Source organism: Arthrobacter sp. NPDC058097, assembly GCF_042884885.1.
Lineage (GTDB): Bacteria > Actinomycetota > Actinomycetes > Actinomycetales > Micrococcaceae > Arthrobacter.
The window spans coordinates 123,723-140,447 of sequence record NZ_JBHVSZ010000004.1; the positions used below are offsets into that span (position 1 = coordinate 123,723).

Genomic DNA, 16,725 nt, shown 5'->3' on the forward strand with positions numbered 1-16,725 from the left:
ACTTTACCCCGGACGTGCCGCGGGTGCACTGCCCGCCAAATTCCCCACACCTATTCTGCGGTGTAAACCGGCCCACGTGGGGGGCGGGCAACTTTGGTGCCCGGCCGCCGTCGTGCGTTATTCACTTACGCGAAGCCGTCAGCGCAGTCCCTTGAAAACATTCTTGGGCCGCTGCATCTCGCCGTGCTTGGCGCCAAGGACGATCACGGAGGCAGCGAAAGCCGGGATGGCCCACTGCAGCGCTTTCAGCTGCTTCTGCGCCGACTGCAGTTTTGCGGAAGAGCCGGGCCGCGGCTCAGTGGCGCCTTCGGCACCTTCATCGGCCAGCTTGTCCACTTTCTTCCCCAGCACGCCTGCGTACAGGGTCACGGCAGCGCCCGCCAGCGTGACGGCCGTCTTGTAAATGGTGTCCCGAGCCACACCCTCCTGGCTCGCGATCCTGTCCCTGTTTTCCAGCGCGATGAACAGGTCCGCCAGCAGGTGCGTTGCGAAGGCGGCCGTCTGGACCGGCGCCCATTTCATCCAGCCGCGACTCGAGAGGCGCGTACGCTCGGCCGGGTCCTTCGCCTCCGCAGTGGCCCCGTTCAGGCCGATGGCGCCCATCAGCGAGCCGCCAAACCAAGCCGCTGCCGTGAGGTCGTGAACAGACCGCGCAAAAAGATTTCCAGCCATGATGTCCTTCCTAATACAAGAGGTTCAACCCGGAACAGTGGCTTCCGCGGGCCCGAGGTTCAAGTGCCCGCCAGCCGCACCAAAGACATGGTCCCCACATGGTAAGCACACTTACTAACGTTACGGTAGCCCGTAATATCAGTGGTTCTGTGCGTAAAATCAACGCCATGGGATCAACAGGAACACTGTTCGGCTGGGCATTCGGCGACTCCGAACGCGAGAACGACCAGGCTTATGTAGACGGGCTGAAGGGCGAGGCGCTGGCGAACGCCACCCAGGCCGCCAAGAGCAAGGGCTTCGGCATCGAGGCCGGCTCGGAAGTATTCACCGTCCTCAGCGCCGGCGATGCGCTCGTCGACATTGACACGGCACCCGACGACCTCGTGGTGCGCTGCACGGTAAAACTCGTGGGTGAAGGCTCGGAGCGCATCCACGCAGAAGGGCCGATGAACGGCTAAGCGGGAACGGCTAACCGGAGGACATGACGGACAACGACTCGACGATCAGCGAGGCGGCCGACGCCGCGGAGGCTGCATCGAACACCAAGGCGCTCGACGTCGTCGCGCGTTCCGGTTTTGCTGTCATGGCACTGCTGCACATCATCGTGGGCGCCATCGGGATTGCCCTGGCCTTCGGGCATCCCGGCGAGGCCGAGCCCACCGGCGCCATCGAACAGCTGGCCGCAAACCCCTGGGGCCCGGCACTCATGTGGGCCGGCATGATCGGCTGTGCGGGACTCTCCCTCTGGCAGCTCAGCGAGGCCACCCTCCGGGCCCGCCACCTGCGCCGCCAGGAACGGATCGGGAAGCTGATCTCCTCCGGGTTCCTGGCAATCGCCTACGGCAGCGTCGGACTTAGTTTCGCCGGCTTTGCGGTGGGGCTTCGCGGTGACTCCGGAGAGTCCACGAGGGACGTGAGCGCGGCCCTGCTCACCCATCCCTTCGGCGGCGTGATCCTCAGTGCCCTTGGCCTGACCGTCATTGGCGTGGGCATCTACTTTGTGGCGAAGGGCCTCCGGCGTGGCTTCAAGGAGGAACTCTTCCACTTTGACGGCACCCGCCGGGGCAAACTCATCGATTCACTCGGCGTGGCCGGCCACGTGGCGAAGGGCATCGCGTTGATCCTCGCCGGCCTGCTCTTCGCCGTCGCGGCCGCCAAACATACCCCCGAAGAATCCACCGGCCTCGACGGCAGCCTGAAGGCCCTCCGCGACCACGAGTACGGGCCCTACCTGCTGTTCGCCATCGGTGCAGGCTTCATTTGCTACGGGATCTTCGCGCTGGTCCGGTCAAAGTTCGGCAGGATGTAGCCGTGGGAAGGGTCTGGTCAGGGGAAGGCGAAGCATGAAAAGACGATTCAGCGGCGATCCGGCCGGGGCGCCACACCGGACGTCCAACCGCACGGCAGACCTCGCCGGGCGCGGTTTCGCTGCGATGTTCCGGGCCATCAAAGCAGTGCGCCCCGTCCGTCCCATCCATCCGCGGGGCATCAGCCTGGTGGGGGAACTCGTCCTCACAGGTGCCGCCGGACGCACTGCCGCCGGTCTCCCTGCGGCCAGCGGGATCGCCTGGCTCGACGACGCCGGGACACACCAGGTGCGCGGGCGTTTTTCACGATCGGTAGGCGTTCCCGAGTCGCTGCCGGACATACTGGGCCTGGCCCTGCGGATTTCTCTCGCTTCCGATGTTTCCGGAGACGCCGGCGCTTCAGATGCTTCCGGCGCCGGTGACGCTAGCGCCGCCGCCGATAGGGCCGACGTCGGGGATGTCCTGTTCGCTTCGACGGGCTGGGGTGTCCCGGGTCGTTTCATCCTGCTGCCCAAACTGGATGTTGGCACAGCCAGGCTCAACACACTGATGCCCTACAGGGGTGCGAACGGGCCCGTCCTTTTGGGGCTGCGCACGCTGTCCCTGCCCGGGCGCGCGACCGGCCGGGCGGACACCGGCGGAAACTTCAAGGAGTCGCTGGCCACCGGGGACTGGACCCTTGCCCTGTCGTACGCCACCCCGGCCGGAGGGTGGGTGCAGGCCGGCATGCTGCATCTGAGGGCCGCTGTTCCCCACACCGGGGACGCTGACGGCGCGGACACGGCCGGCGGGGACACCGCCATCCGCTTCGATCCGCTGAAACATCCCCTGCCCGGCGCCGGGACGTATCCCTGGGCCCGCCGGCTCCGGGAGCGCTCGTACCGGGCTGCCCGCCGGCCCGGTGCCCCCGTTAGTGGCGCCCCGGATCCCGCCGGTTTCACAGCCGCAGACCGGAACCCCGCCACCCGGCGCGAAGGTTCGGCCGACGAAAGGAACACCATGTCAACCGTCACCCAGGTCTTCAATTCACCGGCATCGGCAGTCTGGACCGTGATCGCGGACGGCTGGCTCTACTCCGGATGGGTAGTCGGTGCCTCGAGAATCCGGTCCGTGGACGCGCGCTGGCCGCAGGTCGGCGCCCTGCTCCATCACTCGGTGGGCGCCTGGCCGCTGCTCATCAACGATTCAACCAAGGTGACGGCTGTTGAACCGGGACAGCGGCTGGAACTGATCGCGCGGGGCTGGCCGATCGGCGAGGCCAAGGTCATCCTCACCATTGAAGACCTCGGTGAGCAGTGCAGAGTCACGATGATCGAAGACGCGGTCCGCGGCCCAGGCCTGGCTGTTCCCAAAGCGCTGCGCGACCCGATCATCACGGTGCGTAACCGCGAAACCCTGCAGCGCCTCGAGCTGATGGCCGCCGGCGGCGCGGGAGCCTAAAGCAACGCCAGCTTAAAGCAACGCGGGGTCACTTAGCGCCCAATTTTCCGGTCGGAATGGGCGCTAAGTGACCCCGCGTTGCTGTTAGAAGCTAGACGCTGGCGGCGACACCGTCGCGGGAGATGGAGACCATGTCCTCGCGCGGCACCACCTTGATGCGCTCACGCACAACCTCGACGCCGTGCGAGCCGCCGGCAGCAGTGGCCTCGGCACCCAGGGCGAGTTCGTGGGCGTCCAGGGCGAGCCAGCCTTCCCACGTGGTGTATTCCACGCCGCGGCTTTCGAGCAGGTCGACGACGGCGCTGGCAGCGGGTGCCTCGGCTACCGGCAGGTTCTCGCGGTCTTCCAGCAGGAAGGTCACGGTCTCCAGGGCGTCGCCCTTGGTGTGGCCGATGAGGCCGACGGGTCCGCGCTTGATCCAGCCCGTGGCGTAGATGCCCGGGACGTGCTCACCGGAGGCGTCCAGGACGCGGCCGCCGGCGTTCGGAACGACGCCCTTCTTGTGGTCGAACTCGATCTCCGGCAGGGCGGAGCCGAAGTAGCCGATGGCGCGGTAGACGGCCTGGACCGGGTAGTCGACGTACTCGCCGGTGCCGCGGGCGTTGCCCGTGCCGTCCAGTTCGGTGCGTTCAAACTTCATGCCGCTGACGCGCCCAGGGTTCTCGGCGTCGTCGTAAATTTCCACCGGGCTGTGCAGGAAGTGCAGGTGCAGGCGGCGGGAGGCCTTGAGCTCGGAGACGTCCTCGGGCTGCTCGGCGATCCAGTTGGTGAGCGTCCCGACCATGGTCTTGGTCTGGTTGTTGGTCTGGATCTGGCGGTCGGATTCCTCGTCGAACTCGAAGTCCTCCGGGTACAGGATGATGTCCACGTCCTTGGAGTGGGACAGTTCGCGCAGCTCCAGCGGGGTGAACTTGACCTGGGCGGGCCCGCGGCGGCCGAAGACGTGGACGTCGGTGACGGGCGAGTTCTTCAGGCCGGCGTAGACGTTGTCCGGGATTTCGGAGACCAGGAGATCGTCGGCGTGCTTGGAGAGGACGCGGGCCACGTCGAGGGCCACGTTGCCGTTGCCGATCACGGCGATTTCCTTGGCGTCCAGAGGCCATTCACGGGGAACGTCCGGGTGTCCGTCGTACCAGGAGACGAAATCGGCGCCGCCGAAGGAACCTTCGAGTTCGATGCCCGGGATGTTCAGGTCGGCATCTTTGATGGCGCCGGTGGCGAAGATGACCGCGTCGTAGTGTGTCCGCAGGTCCTCGATGGAGAGGTCCGTGCCGTAGTCAACGTTGCCGAAGAAGCGGATATCGCCGCGGTCCAGGACCTTGTGCAGGGCGTTGACGATGCCCTTGATGCGGGGGTGGTCCGGGGCCACACCGTAGCGGATCAGGCCGTAGGGTGCCGGGTAGCGGTCGAAGAGGTCGATGCTCACGGTCAGTTCGCCGCTCTTGACGGCCTCGCTCTTGGTGAGGATGTCGGCTGCGTAGACCCCGGCCGGGCCGGATCCGATGACGGCCACGCGCAAGGGGCGGGCGGCGGTTCCTACGGTGGTGCTGGTTGACACGGCTGTGTTCCTTTTCTTCGGTCCCACCCAACTGACTCGCATTTGTTGTCGTTTTGAGGGCTCATGACGACAACAACTGCCAGCTAGTTGGGACTCGGGGGCTAGGGGGTGAGAACGCGGGTGGTGCTGGTGCGGGGCTTGTTGGGGCTGGTGGTGCTGTAGTCAGCGGTTTTGAAGTGCGACGGCGCGAAGGGGCTGACGCGGACAACGTCACCGATGACGATCACTGCAGGATTGGCGACGCCGGCGGCCTCGGCCTGGTCGGCGATGGTGCCGAGGGTGCCGATGGTGACGCGCTGGTCCGGCAGGTAGCCGTTTTCAACAATACCAACTGGTGTGTCGCCGGGCAGGCCGGCTTTGCCGAGGGCGGACGCAGACTCGCGCAGCTGGCCGACGCCCATGAGGAGCACCACGGTGTGGTCGGCGCGGGCCGGGACCTCGGACAGTTCCTCGTGGCCGGTGACCACGCTGAAGCCCTTCGCCAGGCCGCGGTGCGTGACCGGGATGCCGGCGGCCGCCGGGACGGAGATCGCGGAGGTCACTCCGGAAACCACTTCCACCTCGACGCCGTGCCGGCGGCAGAATTCTGCTTCCTCGCCGCCGCGGCCCAGGACGTAGGGGTCGCCACCCTTGAGGCGCACCACGCGGTGTCCCTGCAGGGCTTCCTCGACGAGGATGCGGTTGATCTCGGCCTGCGGCACGGGGTGGTGGCCCGGGGTCTTGCCGACCTCGATGACGCGGACGTCCGGGGCAAGTTCGTTGAGCAGTTCGCGGGGGCCGAGGCGGTCGGCGACCACGACGTCGGCCTGGCCGAGCAGCCGGCGGCCGCGGACGGTGATGAGGCCGGTGTCGCCGGGGCCGCCGCCGACCAGGGCGACCGATCCCCGGTGGGCCCGGCGTCGGCGCAGCGGCAGGTCGCCGGATTCCAGGGCGGTGGCGACGGCGTCGCGCAGGGCCATGGCACGGCGCGGGTCTCCCCCGGCGTTGATGGCGATCTTGACGTCGTCCACGACGGCGACGGCGGGCGTCCAGGCGGCGGAGGATTCGTGGTCGGAGGCGTTGACGCACCAGACGCGCTGCGCCTCGGCGTCGGAAGCTACAAGGGTGTCCACAGCGGGATCGCCGGTGGCGGTCTGAACGAACCAGACGCCGTCGACGTCGTCGGAGCGGTAGGTGCGGGGCTCCCAGGTGAGCAGGCCGGCGTCGGCGAGTTCGCGGACCGCGGCGGTGGCCTCGGGGGCAACAACTGTGACGCGGGCACCGGCGTCAAGCAGGCCCTTCGCGCGGCGCGCAGCAACGCGTCCGCCGCCCACTACCAGCACGGGGCGGCCGAGGAGGCGCAGCGCCGTGGGGTAAATGTCCTGAATTGCCATGGATCAACGGTAGGTCTGTGTTACGGACCCGGCCAATAGAGCGGAAACACCAGTTCACGCAACGTAACGCTGCGTCACATAGGTGCGGAGGCGGCGTACGGCCGCCTCCGCCCACGCGGCCGTTACTTTACGGCGATGAGTTCGATCGGCCGGATGTCCGGATCCTTGGCGAGCAGGGACGGACCATATTGGCCAAGGGCTGCAGGAATGGCCCCTTGGAGGTGCGCCTGTCGGTCCTCCTCGGTGTCAAAAGTGTCGAAAATGCCGAAGGTGTTCGCGCTGACTCGGAAGGCGTACCAGGTCCTCGTGCCGGGCTCGGTGAGCACTATCTCGCGGCCGCCGCCGAGGAAGTCCCAAACTTCCTGTTCCTTCCCGGGCTTGGCCTCGACCAGTGCCAGCAGTCCAAATTTTGGTGCCACGGCTGCCTCCTGAACAGTTGTGGAATCGGGCCGGATGCCGGCCTCATCGCGAGTCTAGGCATGCATTGTTCGCGGAGCAAGGGTCCGTCGGTGGACAGCAGAAAGCCCGACGGCGATGGTCGCCGTCGGGCTTTCAGCGTTTAGTGAGGTGCTTAGCGGGTGCTGCCTGCCAGGAGGCCGCGGCGCTGGAGCAGACGCTTCTCGATGGGCGCGAACACCAGCAGCTCGATCAGGATGCCCACGGCCAGGATCAGGAGGATCGCGGACATCACGATGGTCATGTCGGCGAGGTCACGGCCCTGGTTCAGCATGGAGCCGAGGCCGAAGCCGATGGTGCCGCCCACTGCGATGATTTCCGCTGCCATGAGCGAACGCCAGGAGAAGGCCCAGCCCTGCTTGAGGCCGCTGAGGTATCCCGGAAGTGCTGCCGGCAGGATGACCTGCACCGCCATCTGCAGCCGAGAAGCGCCGAGGACAGTGCCCACGCTGCGGTACTGCGGCGGGATCTGGTCCACACCCGAGATCAGGCCGTTGATGATCGACGGGATGGCGCCCATGAACACCACGAAGTACACCGTGGCGTCAGTGAGGCCGAACCAGATGATCGCTGCCGGCACCCAGGCGACGGAGGGCAAAACCTGCAGACCCGAGATCAGCGGCCCGAATGCCCGGCGCAGCGGCGCCACCTGGGCCAGCAGCAGCCCGACCGGCGTGGCGATCGCGACGCTGATCAGGAACCCCAAGAGGCCGCGCTGCAGCGACGTCCACACGGCTTCCTGCAGCGAGCCCTCAGCCCACAGCGCGCCGAACTGCTCCAGCACATCCATGGGGCCGGGCACCTGGTCGCGGCGCTTGAGACCCAGCGAAACGTAGAACTGCCAGATGATGATGAGCACCACGACGGCGGCGACCGGAAGCAGGATCCGGCTCCAGTCGACCCGGGCCTTGCGGACCGCGTCCGACTGCAGCGAGTCCAGCCCGGACTCCAGTTCACGCAGGTCGGCCGAGCCGGTCGAGGACCGGGTCAGCGCGGCGTGCACCTTTTCCCCATTGGAGGACGCAGCGCCGGATGCCGCCCGGGTTTGGCCAGGCTCCACCAGCGGGGTGTCGGTCGCCTCGGGCGACTCGGCCACGGGAGATGGGTTACTTGGCATGGCGGCGGATCTCCTCTCGCAGCCGGGCGGTGATGACCCCGGCCAGCTGTCCGGCAAGACCGGCGTCGGTACGGTGTTCTTCGGTGACTTCCCATTCCTGCACCACGCGGCCGGGCCGGGAGGACAGCAGGAGGACGCGCTGGCCCAGGCGGACCGCCTCGCGGACGTTGTGGGTCACAAAGACGATGGTGCGTCCGGTTTCCTTCCAGATGCGCTCAAGTTCATCGTGCAGCAGGTCGCGGGTGATGGCGTCCAGAGCCGCGAACGGCTCGTCCATCAGGAGCAGCTGGCGGTCCTGCGCGAGCGAGCGGGCCAGGGCCACGCGCTGGCGCATGCCGCCGGACAGCTCGTGCGGGCGCCGGTCCGCGGCCTCGGCCAGGTGGACCAGCTCCAGCAGTTCCGCGGCTTTGACGCGCCGCTCGGCCTTGCCGACGCCGCGCAGCTTCAGCGCCAGCTCCACGTTTTCGCGGGCGGTGAGCCACGGAAACAGGGCGGAGTCCTGGAACATGAAGGCGGCGCCGTCGCTGGGCACTTCGAGGGCGCCCGACGTCGGGGGTTCCAGTCCCGCCATGATGTTCAGCAGGGTGGACTTGCCGCAGCCGGACGCACCGAGGAGGGCGACAAATTCGCCCTTGCCGATGGTGGCGTTGACGTCGTCCAGCACCGGGGCGCCTTCGCCGAAGCGCTTGCCCAGGTTTTCCAGTACGACTGGCATGGTCCCGTCCTTTGTTCGTGGTGCGTTGAATGCGGCGGTGCAGATGCGGGCCGGGCTAGTCCTGGCCCAGCCCTGCAGCTGTGGTTTTTTCGGTGGCCACTGAATTCAGCGCCCGCAGATCGAAGAGTCCGTTGAGGTCGGCCTGCTTGGTGGTACCGGCATCGACGCCGTCCTGCAGCAGCTTCTTGTACGATCCGGCCAGCGGGTCCACCGTGAAAGTAATGTTCTTCAGCGAGCGGTCAATGACATTCTGTGCCAGCGCCTTGCCGGCGTCCTGCTTGAGGGCCGCGTTGACGACGGCGGCCTTCTCGGCGGCCGGGGTGTCGTTGAGCCACTTCACTGCTTCGACGTGGCCCTTGAGCAGGGCCTCCACCGTCTGCGGGTGCTCCGCGGCGAACTTCTTGTTCACGATCAGGATGGTGGTGGGGAACTCGCCCGGCTTGCCGGTCAGCGAACCGTCCCACAGGTCCTTCTCATCCACCAGGACCTTCGCGCCGGCCTGGAGCACCAGACGGGAGGCCCACGGCTCAGGCAGCCACGCGCCGTCGAGCTTGCCGTCCTGGAACAGCTTCAGCGTCTGGGCGTTCTCGGTGGGGTTGATGGCAACGTCCCCCCCGCCGTCGGGAGTGGTCTTGTAGCCCTGCTTGCCCAGCCAGGCGCGCAGCGCAACGTCCTGCGTGCCGCCCAGCTGGGGAGAGGCCAAAGTCTTGCCCTGGAGATCAGCCGCGGACTTGATCTCCGGCTTCACCACCAACTGCGCACCGCCCGAGGCTGCCCCGGCGATGACGCTGACGGACTCGCCCTTGCTCTTGACGAACGAGTTGATGGCGGGGTTCGGGCCGATGTAGGTGGCGTCGATGGCGCCGGCATTCAGTGCCTCGATGGCGGCCGGACCGGCGTTGAACACCTGGGTGCTCAGCTTCGTGTCCCCGAGCTCCCTGGCGATGAAGCCCTTCTGGACGCCGACCAGCGCCGGCGCGTGCGTGATGTTTCCAAAGTAGCCCAGCTTCAGCTCGGCCGCGGGGGTGCCCGCCGCGTCAGGGGCCGCCGAGGCATTGGAATCCCGGGCCACCGCCGACGCGACAACCGCGCCCAAACTGATCAGCAGGACGAGCCCGACAGTCAGCGCCACTTCCAGGGCGCGGCGGCGCTTGGGCGTCTGGCTTTCGCCGGCCACAATGCGGGTCATGCCCGGCCTGGAGGTACTCATGGATTCACCATAGGGACTGGCGTAAACGGGGTTCAACGGAGCGGAAACCGGGGGTCACGCAGGTTCATGCAACGTCACATTCAGCCACAAAAATCCGCCTGCGCGCGGGCCCGTGGAATTTCGGGGCTAATCCCCCTTGACATTGACCAGCTGGCGCAGCCGGTGGCGCACCTTCACCAGATCGGCGGCGTCGCGCATGACTTGGTCGATGGGTTTGTAGGCTGCCGGGATCTCGTCGATGAACGCCTCGGTGGCCCGGAACTCGATGCCGTGCATGGCCTCCTTGAGCTGGGCCAGCGAGAACGTCTTGCGCGCAGCATTACGCGAATACTCCCGGCCCGCTCCGTGCGGCGACGAGTTCAGGGAAGCAGTGTTGCCAAGTCCCTCCACGACATATGACGCCGTCCCCATGGAACCCGGAATCAGGCCGGGGTCGCCGGCCTCCGCCTTGATGGCACCCTTGCGCGACACCCAGACCGACTTTCCGTAATGCGTCTCCTGCTGGGTGAAGTTGTGGTGGCAGTTGATCCGCTCCGTCTCCGTGACGGGCCCGCCCACCCAGTCGCTGAATTGCCGGATCACGCGGTCCATCATCTCCTCACGGTTCAGCAGGGCGAAGTGCTGGGCCCAGCGCAGCTCCTTGATGTAGCGCGTGAACTGCGGCGTGCCCTCCTCCAGGTAGGCCAGGTCCCGGTCCTCCAAGGCAATGCGCTTGTCGCGCGCCACGCCCTGCGCCACCTCAATGTGATGCTGGGCGATCTTGTTGCCGACGCCGCGTGAACCGGAGTGCAGGAACAGCCAGACGGCGTCGGTCTCGTCGGTGCAGACCTCAATGAAGTGGTTGCCGGACCCGAGCGAGCCAAGCTGCAGGTCCCATTTCGCCACGTACTGGGCAGGGTTGAAGCCGGCTTTCTCGGCCCGCCTGCGCAGCTCGGCGATGCGCGGCTGGGCGGTGGCAGTCACCTTGCGGTTGTTGTGGCCGGCGGACAGCGGGACGGCCCGCTCGATGCCCTCCCGCAGCGGCTTCCGGTCCCGCGGCAGCTCTTTGAGGGTGTACTGGGTCCGCACCGCGATCATGCCGCAGCCGATGTCCACCCCGACGGCGGCCGGAATGATCGCGCCGAGCGTGGGGATGACGGATCCCACCGTGGCGCCCTTGCCGAGGTGCGCGTCCGGCATCAGAGCCAGGTGCGGGTAGATGAAGGGCAGGCGGGAGGTGGTCAGCGCCTGTTCACGGGTCTTCTCGTCCAGGATCGAGGCCCAGTTGATGAGCCGGCTGGTGACGGATTCCATGCTGCCTCCCACTGGATGAACGGGGACTACCGTAGGTCCTAGGCTAAACCCCGGCCCCGGATAAATGACCAGCCCCCAGAGGAGACGCAAGCATGGTGAATGTTCAGACAGAGATCCTGATCCGGCGGCGGCGGGATGAGGTGGCCGAGTATGCCGCGAACCCGGACAACGCCCCGCAGTGGTACGACAACATCCATTCTTCACAGCGGCTGACGACCGGCCCGATCGACGTCGGATCCAAGGTTGCCTTCACCGCCAGGTTCCTGGGCCGGGACCTGAACTACACCTACGAGTTCGTCGAGTACGTCCCGGGCGAGAAGCTGGTGATGCGGACCGCCCAGGGTCCCTTTCCCATGCAGACCACCTACACGTGGGCGGAAGTCAACGGCGGGACCCGCATGACGCTCGGCAACACAGGCAAACCGTCGGGCTTCTCAAAAGTCGCCGGACTGTTCATGCCGCCAATGATCCGCCGGGCAACACGCAAGGACCTGCAGAAGCTCAAGTCGATCCTCGAAGCCGGCGCGTAACGCCCACCGCGCAACGCGCGATCGCCGGAACGCAACGAAGCCGCCGTACGGATACGGCGGCCTCGCAGGTTTCCGGCGAATTGGGCGGACTCAGATGCTGTAGCGCTCGTCCTCGTGGTCGCCCGGGTGGTCCTTGACCAGGCCTGCGGCGAGGGTGTTGCCGTCGAGGGGGTCGATCACCAGGAACGCGCCCGTGCGGCGGTGGTGCAGGTAGTTCTCGAGCGGCAGCGGGGCGGCGAGCCGGAGCTGCGCGTGCCCGATGTCGTTGAGCTCCAGGCTGGAGGCACCCTCGAGGTTGAAGGTGGCCAGGTCCAGCTTGCCGTTGACGCTGCGGACCAGGGCCTGCACGGTGCGGGTGCCGTGCTTGACCAGGACCTTGGCGCCCTCGCGGAGCGGCTTCGGGGACAGCCAGCACAGCTGCGCGTACAGGTCGGCCGAGCTTTCGCGGACGGTGCCGGCGGCGGCGATGGTGTCCCCGCGGGCGACGTCGAACTCGTCGGCCAGGCGGATCGCCACCGACTGCGGGGCGGAAGCTTCCTCCAGCGTCGCGCCGGCGAAGTCGATGCCGGTGACCGTGGTGGTGCGGGGGTCCTGGCCGGGGGTCAGCACGCTGACCTGGTCGCCCAGCTTTACGGAGCCCTCGGTGATCTGCCCGGCGTAGGCGCGGTAGTCGCGGTACGCCTCGACGTCGAGCCCGCCGGCCACTGCGTCCGGAGCCAGCGCGCCCTGCGGCCGGATGACCAGCTGCACGGGGAAGCGGAAGCTCTCCAGGTGGCTTTCGAGCTCATCGGCGGCGGGCAGCGTCTCGAGCACCTCGAGCAGCGCCGGTCCGGTGTACCAGGGGGTGCGCTCCGAGCGCTCCACCACGTTGTCGCCGTCGAGCGCGGAAACCGGAACCACCAGCAGGTCGGCAATGCCATCGGAACCGAGGCCCAGCTCGCGGCCCACCTGCTGCACGTCGGCCTCGATCTCGCGGAACACGGTCTCGCTGAAGTCCACGAGGTCGATCTTGTTCACGGCCACGATCACGTGCGCCACGCGCAGCAGCTGCAGCACGGACAGGTGCCGGCGGGTCTGCTCCAGGACACCCTTGCGGGCGTCAATGAGTACGACGACGGCATCCGCGGTGGACGCGCCGGTCACCGTGTTCTTGGTGTACTGCACGTGCCCGGGGCAGTCCGCGAGGATGAAGCTGCGGCGGTCCGTGGCGAAGTAGCGGTACGCGACGTCGATGGTGATGCCCTGCTCGCGCTCGGCCCGCAGGCCGTCGGTCAGGAGGGCGAGGTCGATGCCGCCCTTGTCGCCGCCGAAGCCGCGGTCCGAAGACGTGCGGGCAACAGCCTCGAGCTGGTCGGCGAGGATGGCTTTGGAGTCGTGCAGGAGGCGGCCCACCAGAGTGGACTTCCCGTCGTCGACCGATCCTGCGGTGGCGAAGCGGAACAGCGAGGCGGACGCGAGCGGGGCCTCGTCCAGGAGGGCCGCGGCGCGGGCGGTGTCAATGTCGGTAGTCATTAGAAGTAGCCGTCCTTCTTGCGGTCTTCCATGGCGGCCTCGGAGATGCGGTCATCCGCACGGGTGGCGCCACGTTCGGTGATGGTGGAGGCGGCAACTTCGATCACGACGTCGCGCACGGTGGCGGCGGCCGACTCAACGGCGCCGGTGCAGGACATGTCACCGACGGTCCGGTAGCGGACGGTCTTGGTGATGACTTCCTCGTGCGGCAACGGCTGGGAGACCTCGCCCACGGCGCGCCACATGCCGTCGCGGGCGAAGACCTCGCGCTCGTGGGCGTAGTACAGGCCCGGAAGTTCGATGTTTTCACGCTCGATGTAGCGCCACACGTCCAGCTCGGTCCAGTTGCTGATGGGGAATGCACGGACGTGCTGGCCCACGGTGTGGCGGCCGTTGTAAAGGTTCCACAGCTCCGGGCGCTGGTTGCGCGGGTCCCACTGGCCGAACTCGTCGCGCAGGCTCAGGATGCGCTCCTTGGCGCGGGCCTTGTCCTCGTCGCGGCGGCCGCCGCCGAAGACGGCATCGAACTTGTTGGACTGGATGGCGTCCAGCAGCGGAACGGTCTGCAGCGGGTTGCGGGTGCCGTCGGCACGCTCGGCCAGTTCGCCGCGGTCGATGAACTCCTGGACGGAGCCGACGACGAGCTTCAGTCCCAGCCGCTCAACGGTCCGGTCGCGGAAGTCGATGACCTCGGGGAAGTTGTGGCCGGTGTCCACGTGCAGCACGGGGAACGGGACCTTGCCCGGCCAGAACGCCTTGGTGGCCAGGTGCAGCATGACCACGGAGTCCTTGCCGCCGGAGAACAGCAGGGCCGGCTTCTCGAACTCGGCCACGACCTCGCGGATGATGTGGATCGCTTCGGACTCGAGGGTGTCCAGGCTGGACAGGCGCGTTGAGGCAGCTGCGTCGGTCACCAGGGTGGTCTCCTCAGTTAGGAAAGTGCTCATACGTGTAGTCCGCATTCTGTCTTGTTGGTTCCTGCCCAGCGGCCGGCGCGGGGGTCCTCGCCGGGAGCCACCTTGCGGGTGCAGGGCTGGCAACCGATGGACGGGTAGCCCTGTGACAGGAGCGGGTTGACGGGCAGGAGGTTGTCATCCGAGTACTGGACCAGCTGGTCGAACGTCCAGGCGGCCATCGGGTTGACCTTGACCAGGCCGTTGGCCTCGTCCCACGTCACCAGCGGAGTGTTGGTGCGGGTGGGGGCCTCATCGCGGCGGACGCCGGTGAACCACAGCTCGTAGCCGGACAGCGTGCGGCGGAGCGGGGCCACCTTGCGGAGGGCGCAGCACTGGGCGGCGTCGCGGGCAAACAGGTCCTTGCCCAGGAGGCGGTCCTGCTGCTCCACCGTGTTCTCGGGGAGCACGTCCACCACGTTGACGCGGAGGTTCGCGGCCACCTCATCGCGCGTGGCGTAGGTCTCCGGGAAGTGGTAGCCGGTCTCGAGGAACAGGACGTCGACGCCGGGAAGCTGGTCGGCGACCAGGGCCGGCAGGACGGCGTCGGCCATGGAGCAGGCGACGGCGACGGCGGGCATGTCGAAGTTGCGCTCGACCCAGGCGATGACGTCGCGGGCCGGGGCGTCCCAGCCGAGCTCGGCGGCGCCGGCCTCAGCCAGGGCCTTCAGCTCCTCGACGGAACGCTTTGTGCCACTGACCGGGGTTTCCACAGGCTCAACGACCGGGTCGATTCCCAATGCGTGCTTGCTCACTGGAGTGCCTCCTCGTCCGCTGCGTGTGCCCACTCGGCGAAGGTCTGGCCCTCGGCGCGGTCGGCGACGAACTTGCGGACAACCCGTTCGACGTAGTCGGGCAGGTCAGCGACGTAGACCTTCAGGCCACGGACGGTGCGGCCGAGCCCGGCCTCTTCGCGGTCGGCGGAAGCCAGCCCGCCGCCCAGGTGGACCTGGAAACCCGGCGTGGGATCGCCGTCGGGCGTGGGGAGCATCATGCCCTTGAGTCCGATGTCCGCGGTCTGGATGCGGGCGCAGGAGTTGGGGCAGCCGTTGATGTGCAGCGACAGGGCCTGCGGGAGCTGGCCGCTCTCCGTCAGGTCCGCCAGGCGGCGTTCCAGCTCGGCGACAGCCGTGGCCGCGGTGACCTTGGTTTCCACGATGGCCAGCTTGCAGAACTCGATGCCGGTGCAGGCGATGGTGCCGCGGCGGAACACGGACGGGCGGGCTGACAGGCCCAAGGCGTCCAGCTCGGCCACGAGCGGCTCCACCTCGTTCTTCTCCACGTCCAGCACCACGATCTTCTGGTGCGGGGTGGTGCGCAGGCGGTAGGAGCCGCGGGCCTCGAGGGTGTCCGCAAGCTTCACCAGCTGCGACCCGGACAGGCGGCCGGCAATCGGGGTGGCGCCGATGAAGAACTTGCCGTCCTTCTGCTCGTGCACGCCCACGTGGTCGCCCGGGGTGGACGGCTTGGGCGCGGCGGGGCCGTCGGCCAGCTTGTAGCCGAGGTATTCGTCCTCGAGGACCTGGCGGAACTTCTCCGGGCCCCAGTCGGCCATCAGGAACTTCAGGCGTGCCTTGGTGCGCATGCGGCGGTAGCCGTAGTCACGGAAGATGCTGGTGACGCCGAGCCACACGTCCGCCGCCTGCTCCGGCGTGACGAAGGCGCCGAGGCGCTTGCCGAGCATCGGGTTGGTGGACAGCGCGCCGCCGGCCCAGAGGTCGTAACCGATGCCGAGCTCGGGGTGCTTGACACCCACCAGCGCGAAGTCGTTGATCTCGTGCACCACGTCCTGGCTCGGGTGGCCGGTGATGGCGGTCTTGTACTTGCGCGGCAGGTTGGACAGCAGCGGGTTGCCGATGAACCGCTCGCCCAGCTCTTCGATGAGCGGGGTGGGGTCGATGATCTCATCCTTGGCGATGCCGGCCACCGGGGAGCCGAGGATGACACGCGGAACATCGCCGCAGGCCTCGGTGGTGGACAGGCCATTGCTTTCCAGGCGGCGCCAGATCTCGGGGATGTCCTCCACGCGGATCCAGTGCAGCTGGATGTTCTGGCGGTCCGTGAGGTCGGCGGAGTCGCGGGCGAAGTCCACGGAGATCTGGCCGATGACGCGCAGCTGCTCGGTGGTCAGCGCACCGCCGTCGATCCGGACGCGGAGCATGAAGTACTTGTCCTCGAGCTCGTGCGGCTCCAGCGTTGCGGTCTTGCCGCCGTCGATCCCGGGCTTGCGCTGCGTGTAGAGGCCCCACCAGCGGAAGCGGCCGTGCAGGTCCTGGCCGGGAATGGAGTCGAAGCCTTCCTTGGCGTAGATGGACTCGATACGCTCACGGACGTTGAGGCCGTCGTCTTCCTGCTTCCAGGTTTCGTTGGCGTTAAGCGGAGTGGTTCCGTCCACCTTCCACTGGCCGTGAGGCTTGGCGGCGGGGCGGGAGGCACGGGCGGGACGCGCGGGCTTGTCCGTGGACGCTCCGGCTAGAGCTGTATCAGTCATGCATCGACTGTAGGGCCGCCCCGAAAAACGTCACAAAGGCCCGGAAATGCTAAGTCACCTAAGGAAACATTTCGTCATGACTCGCCGGGAGGCCTTGA

At 67.4% G+C, this 16,725-nt stretch carries 16 protein-coding genes; 4 read left to right on the forward strand and 12 right to left on the reverse strand.

Going from position 1 to position 16,725, the window contains the following annotated elements; translation table 11 throughout:
* Window positions 1-138: 138 nt before the first annotated feature.
* A complete protein-coding gene (locus ACFVTE_RS08800) occupies window positions 139-672 on the reverse strand; it encodes a hypothetical protein (RefSeq protein WP_387099228.1) in 534 nt (177 codons plus the stop codon).
* A gap of 167 nt (window positions 673-839) precedes the next feature.
* On the opposite strand from ACFVTE_RS08800, the gene ACFVTE_RS08805 reads away from it, so the two are divergent.
* The 3 genes from ACFVTE_RS08805 to ACFVTE_RS08815 are packed head-to-tail and all read left to right on the forward strand — an operon-like array spanning window position 840 to window position 3,419.
* Complete coding sequence (locus ACFVTE_RS08805; RefSeq protein ID WP_387099230.1) at window positions 840-1,130, forward strand: hypothetical protein; 291 nt, start codon at window positions 840-842, stop codon at window positions 1,128-1,130.
* A 23-nt stretch (window positions 1,131-1,153) separates the two neighbouring features.
* The gene (locus ACFVTE_RS08810; protein ID WP_387099232.1) at window positions 1,154-1,981 is read left to right on the forward strand and encodes a DUF1206 domain-containing protein; all 828 of its coding nucleotides are present in this window, start codon (window positions 1,154-1,156) and stop codon (window positions 1,979-1,981) included.
* A gap of 34 nt (window positions 1,982-2,015) precedes the next feature.
* Window positions 2,016-3,419 carry an SRPBCC family protein gene (locus ACFVTE_RS08815; RefSeq protein ID WP_387099234.1) on the forward strand — a complete coding sequence of 468 codons (1,404 nt, stop codon included), beginning with the start codon at window positions 2,016-2,018 and terminating at the stop codon, window positions 3,417-3,419.
* A 91-nt stretch (window positions 3,420-3,510) separates the two neighbouring features.
* Here the strand turns inward: ACFVTE_RS08815 and ACFVTE_RS08820 are convergent, their stop codons facing one another.
* From ACFVTE_RS08820 to ACFVTE_RS08850, 7 genes are all read right to left on the reverse strand, one after another.
* Window positions 3,511-4,977, reverse strand: coding sequence for an FAD-dependent oxidoreductase (locus tag ACFVTE_RS08820; protein ID WP_387099236.1), 1,467 nt, complete (start codon window positions 4,975-4,977; stop codon window positions 3,511-3,513).
* 101 nt (window positions 4,978-5,078) lie between these two features.
* The gene (gene cobA, locus ACFVTE_RS08825; protein WP_387099238.1) at window positions 5,079-6,350 is read right to left on the reverse strand and encodes a uroporphyrinogen-III C-methyltransferase; all 1,272 of its coding nucleotides are present in this window, start codon (window positions 6,348-6,350) and stop codon (window positions 5,079-5,081) included.
* Between the two features lie 122 nt (window positions 6,351-6,472).
* A complete protein-coding gene (locus ACFVTE_RS08830; RefSeq protein WP_111905088.1) occupies window positions 6,473-6,769 on the reverse strand; it encodes a putative quinol monooxygenase in 297 nt (98 codons plus the stop codon).
* A 152-nt stretch (window positions 6,770-6,921) separates the two neighbouring features.
* Entirely contained in the window at window positions 6,922-7,923 is a 1,002-nt protein-coding gene (locus tag ACFVTE_RS08835; RefSeq protein WP_387099240.1) for an ABC transporter permease, read from the reverse strand.
* Window positions 7,913-8,638, reverse strand: a complete 726-nt coding sequence (locus ACFVTE_RS08840) for an ABC transporter ATP-binding protein (RefSeq protein ID WP_387099242.1) — start codon at window positions 8,636-8,638, stop codon at window positions 7,913-7,915. The genes ACFVTE_RS08835 and ACFVTE_RS08840 overlap by 11 nt, the downstream gene beginning before the upstream one ends.
* Window positions 8,639-8,693: 55 nt before the next feature.
* Window positions 8,694-9,848, reverse strand: coding sequence for an ABC transporter substrate-binding protein (locus ACFVTE_RS08845; protein ID WP_387099244.1), 1,155 nt, complete (start codon window positions 9,846-9,848; stop codon window positions 8,694-8,696).
* 126 nt (window positions 9,849-9,974) lie between these two features.
* Window positions 9,975-11,141 (reverse strand): RtcB family protein, encoded by a 1,167-nt coding sequence (locus ACFVTE_RS08850; protein WP_387099246.1) that lies wholly within the window; start codon window positions 11,139-11,141, stop codon window positions 9,975-9,977.
* Between the two features lie 92 nt (window positions 11,142-11,233).
* Here ACFVTE_RS08850 and ACFVTE_RS08855 point away from each other — a divergent pair, with 92 nt between their 5' ends.
* Window positions 11,234-11,671, forward strand: coding sequence for an SRPBCC family protein (locus ACFVTE_RS08855; RefSeq protein WP_387099248.1), 438 nt, complete (start codon window positions 11,234-11,236; stop codon window positions 11,669-11,671).
* Window positions 11,672-11,761: 90 nt separating this feature from the next.
* Here ACFVTE_RS08855 and ACFVTE_RS08860 read toward each other — a convergent pair whose 3' ends face one another.
* The 4 genes from ACFVTE_RS08860 to ACFVTE_RS08875 are packed head-to-tail and all read right to left on the reverse strand — an operon-like array spanning window position 11,762 to window position 16,627.
* A complete protein-coding gene (locus ACFVTE_RS08860) occupies window positions 11,762-13,183 on the reverse strand; it encodes a sulfate adenylyltransferase subunit 1 (protein WP_387099250.1) in 1,422 nt (473 codons plus the stop codon).
* Window positions 13,183-14,130 carry a sulfate adenylyltransferase subunit CysD gene (cysD, locus tag ACFVTE_RS08865; protein WP_314194858.1) on the reverse strand — a complete coding sequence of 316 codons (948 nt, stop codon included), beginning with the start codon at window positions 14,128-14,130 and terminating at the stop codon, window positions 13,183-13,185. Before cysD ends, ACFVTE_RS08860 begins: the two co-directional genes overlap by 1 nt.
* Window positions 14,127-14,849, reverse strand: a complete 723-nt coding sequence (locus ACFVTE_RS08870) for a phosphoadenylyl-sulfate reductase (RefSeq protein WP_387099740.1) — start codon at window positions 14,847-14,849, stop codon at window positions 14,127-14,129. The genes cysD and ACFVTE_RS08870 overlap by 4 nt, the downstream gene beginning before the upstream one ends.
* Window positions 14,850-14,887: 38 nt before the next feature.
* Window positions 14,888-16,627: a nitrite/sulfite reductase gene (locus tag ACFVTE_RS08875; RefSeq protein WP_387099252.1), complete on the reverse strand. Its 1,740-nt coding sequence runs from the start codon at window positions 16,625-16,627 to the stop codon at window positions 14,888-14,890.
* Between the last annotated feature and the right edge of the window lie 98 nt (window positions 16,628-16,725).

Bases quoted from the DNA above. Each gene is read 5' to 3' on its own strand.
- ACFVTE_RS08800 (WP_387099228.1), bottom strand. From the start codon at position 672: ATGGCTGGAAATCTTTTTGCGCGGTCTGTTCACGACCTCACGGCAGCG.
- ACFVTE_RS08805 (WP_387099230.1), top strand. From the start codon at position 840: ATGGGATCAACAGGAACACTGTTCGGCTGGGCATTCGGCGACTCCGAA.
- ACFVTE_RS08810 (WP_387099232.1), top strand. From the start codon at position 1,154: ATGACGGACAACGACTCGACGATCAGCGAGGCGGCCGACGCCGCGGAG.
- ACFVTE_RS08815 (WP_387099234.1), top strand. From the start codon at position 2,016: ATGAAAAGACGATTCAGCGGCGATCCGGCCGGGGCGCCACACCGGACG.
- cobA (WP_387099238.1), bottom strand. From the start codon at position 6,350: ATGGCAATTCAGGACATTTACCCCACGGCGCTGCGCCTCCTCGGCCGC.
- ACFVTE_RS08835 (WP_387099240.1), bottom strand. From the start codon at position 7,923: ATGCCAAGTAACCCATCTCCCGTGGCCGAGTCGCCCGAGGCGACCGAC.
- ACFVTE_RS08840 (WP_387099242.1), bottom strand. From the start codon at position 8,638: ATGCCAGTCGTACTGGAAAACCTGGGCAAGCGCTTCGGCGAAGGCGCC.
- ACFVTE_RS08845 (WP_387099244.1), bottom strand. From the start codon at position 9,848: ATGAGTACCTCCAGGCCGGGCATGACCCGCATTGTGGCCGGCGAAAGC.
- ACFVTE_RS08850 (WP_387099246.1), bottom strand. From the start codon at position 11,141: ATGGAATCCGTCACCAGCCGGCTCATCAACTGGGCCTCGATCCTGGAC.
- ACFVTE_RS08855 (WP_387099248.1), top strand. From the start codon at position 11,234: ATGGTGAATGTTCAGACAGAGATCCTGATCCGGCGGCGGCGGGATGAG.
- ACFVTE_RS08860 (WP_387099250.1), bottom strand. From the start codon at position 13,183: ATGACTACCGACATTGACACCGCCCGCGCCGCGGCCCTCCTGGACGAG.
- cysD (WP_314194858.1), bottom strand. From the start codon at position 14,130: ATGAGCACTTTCCTAACTGAGGAGACCACCCTGGTGACCGACGCAGCT.
- ACFVTE_RS08875 (WP_387099252.1), bottom strand. From the start codon at position 16,627: ATGACTGATACAGCTCTAGCCGGAGCGTCCACGGACAAGCCCGCGCGT.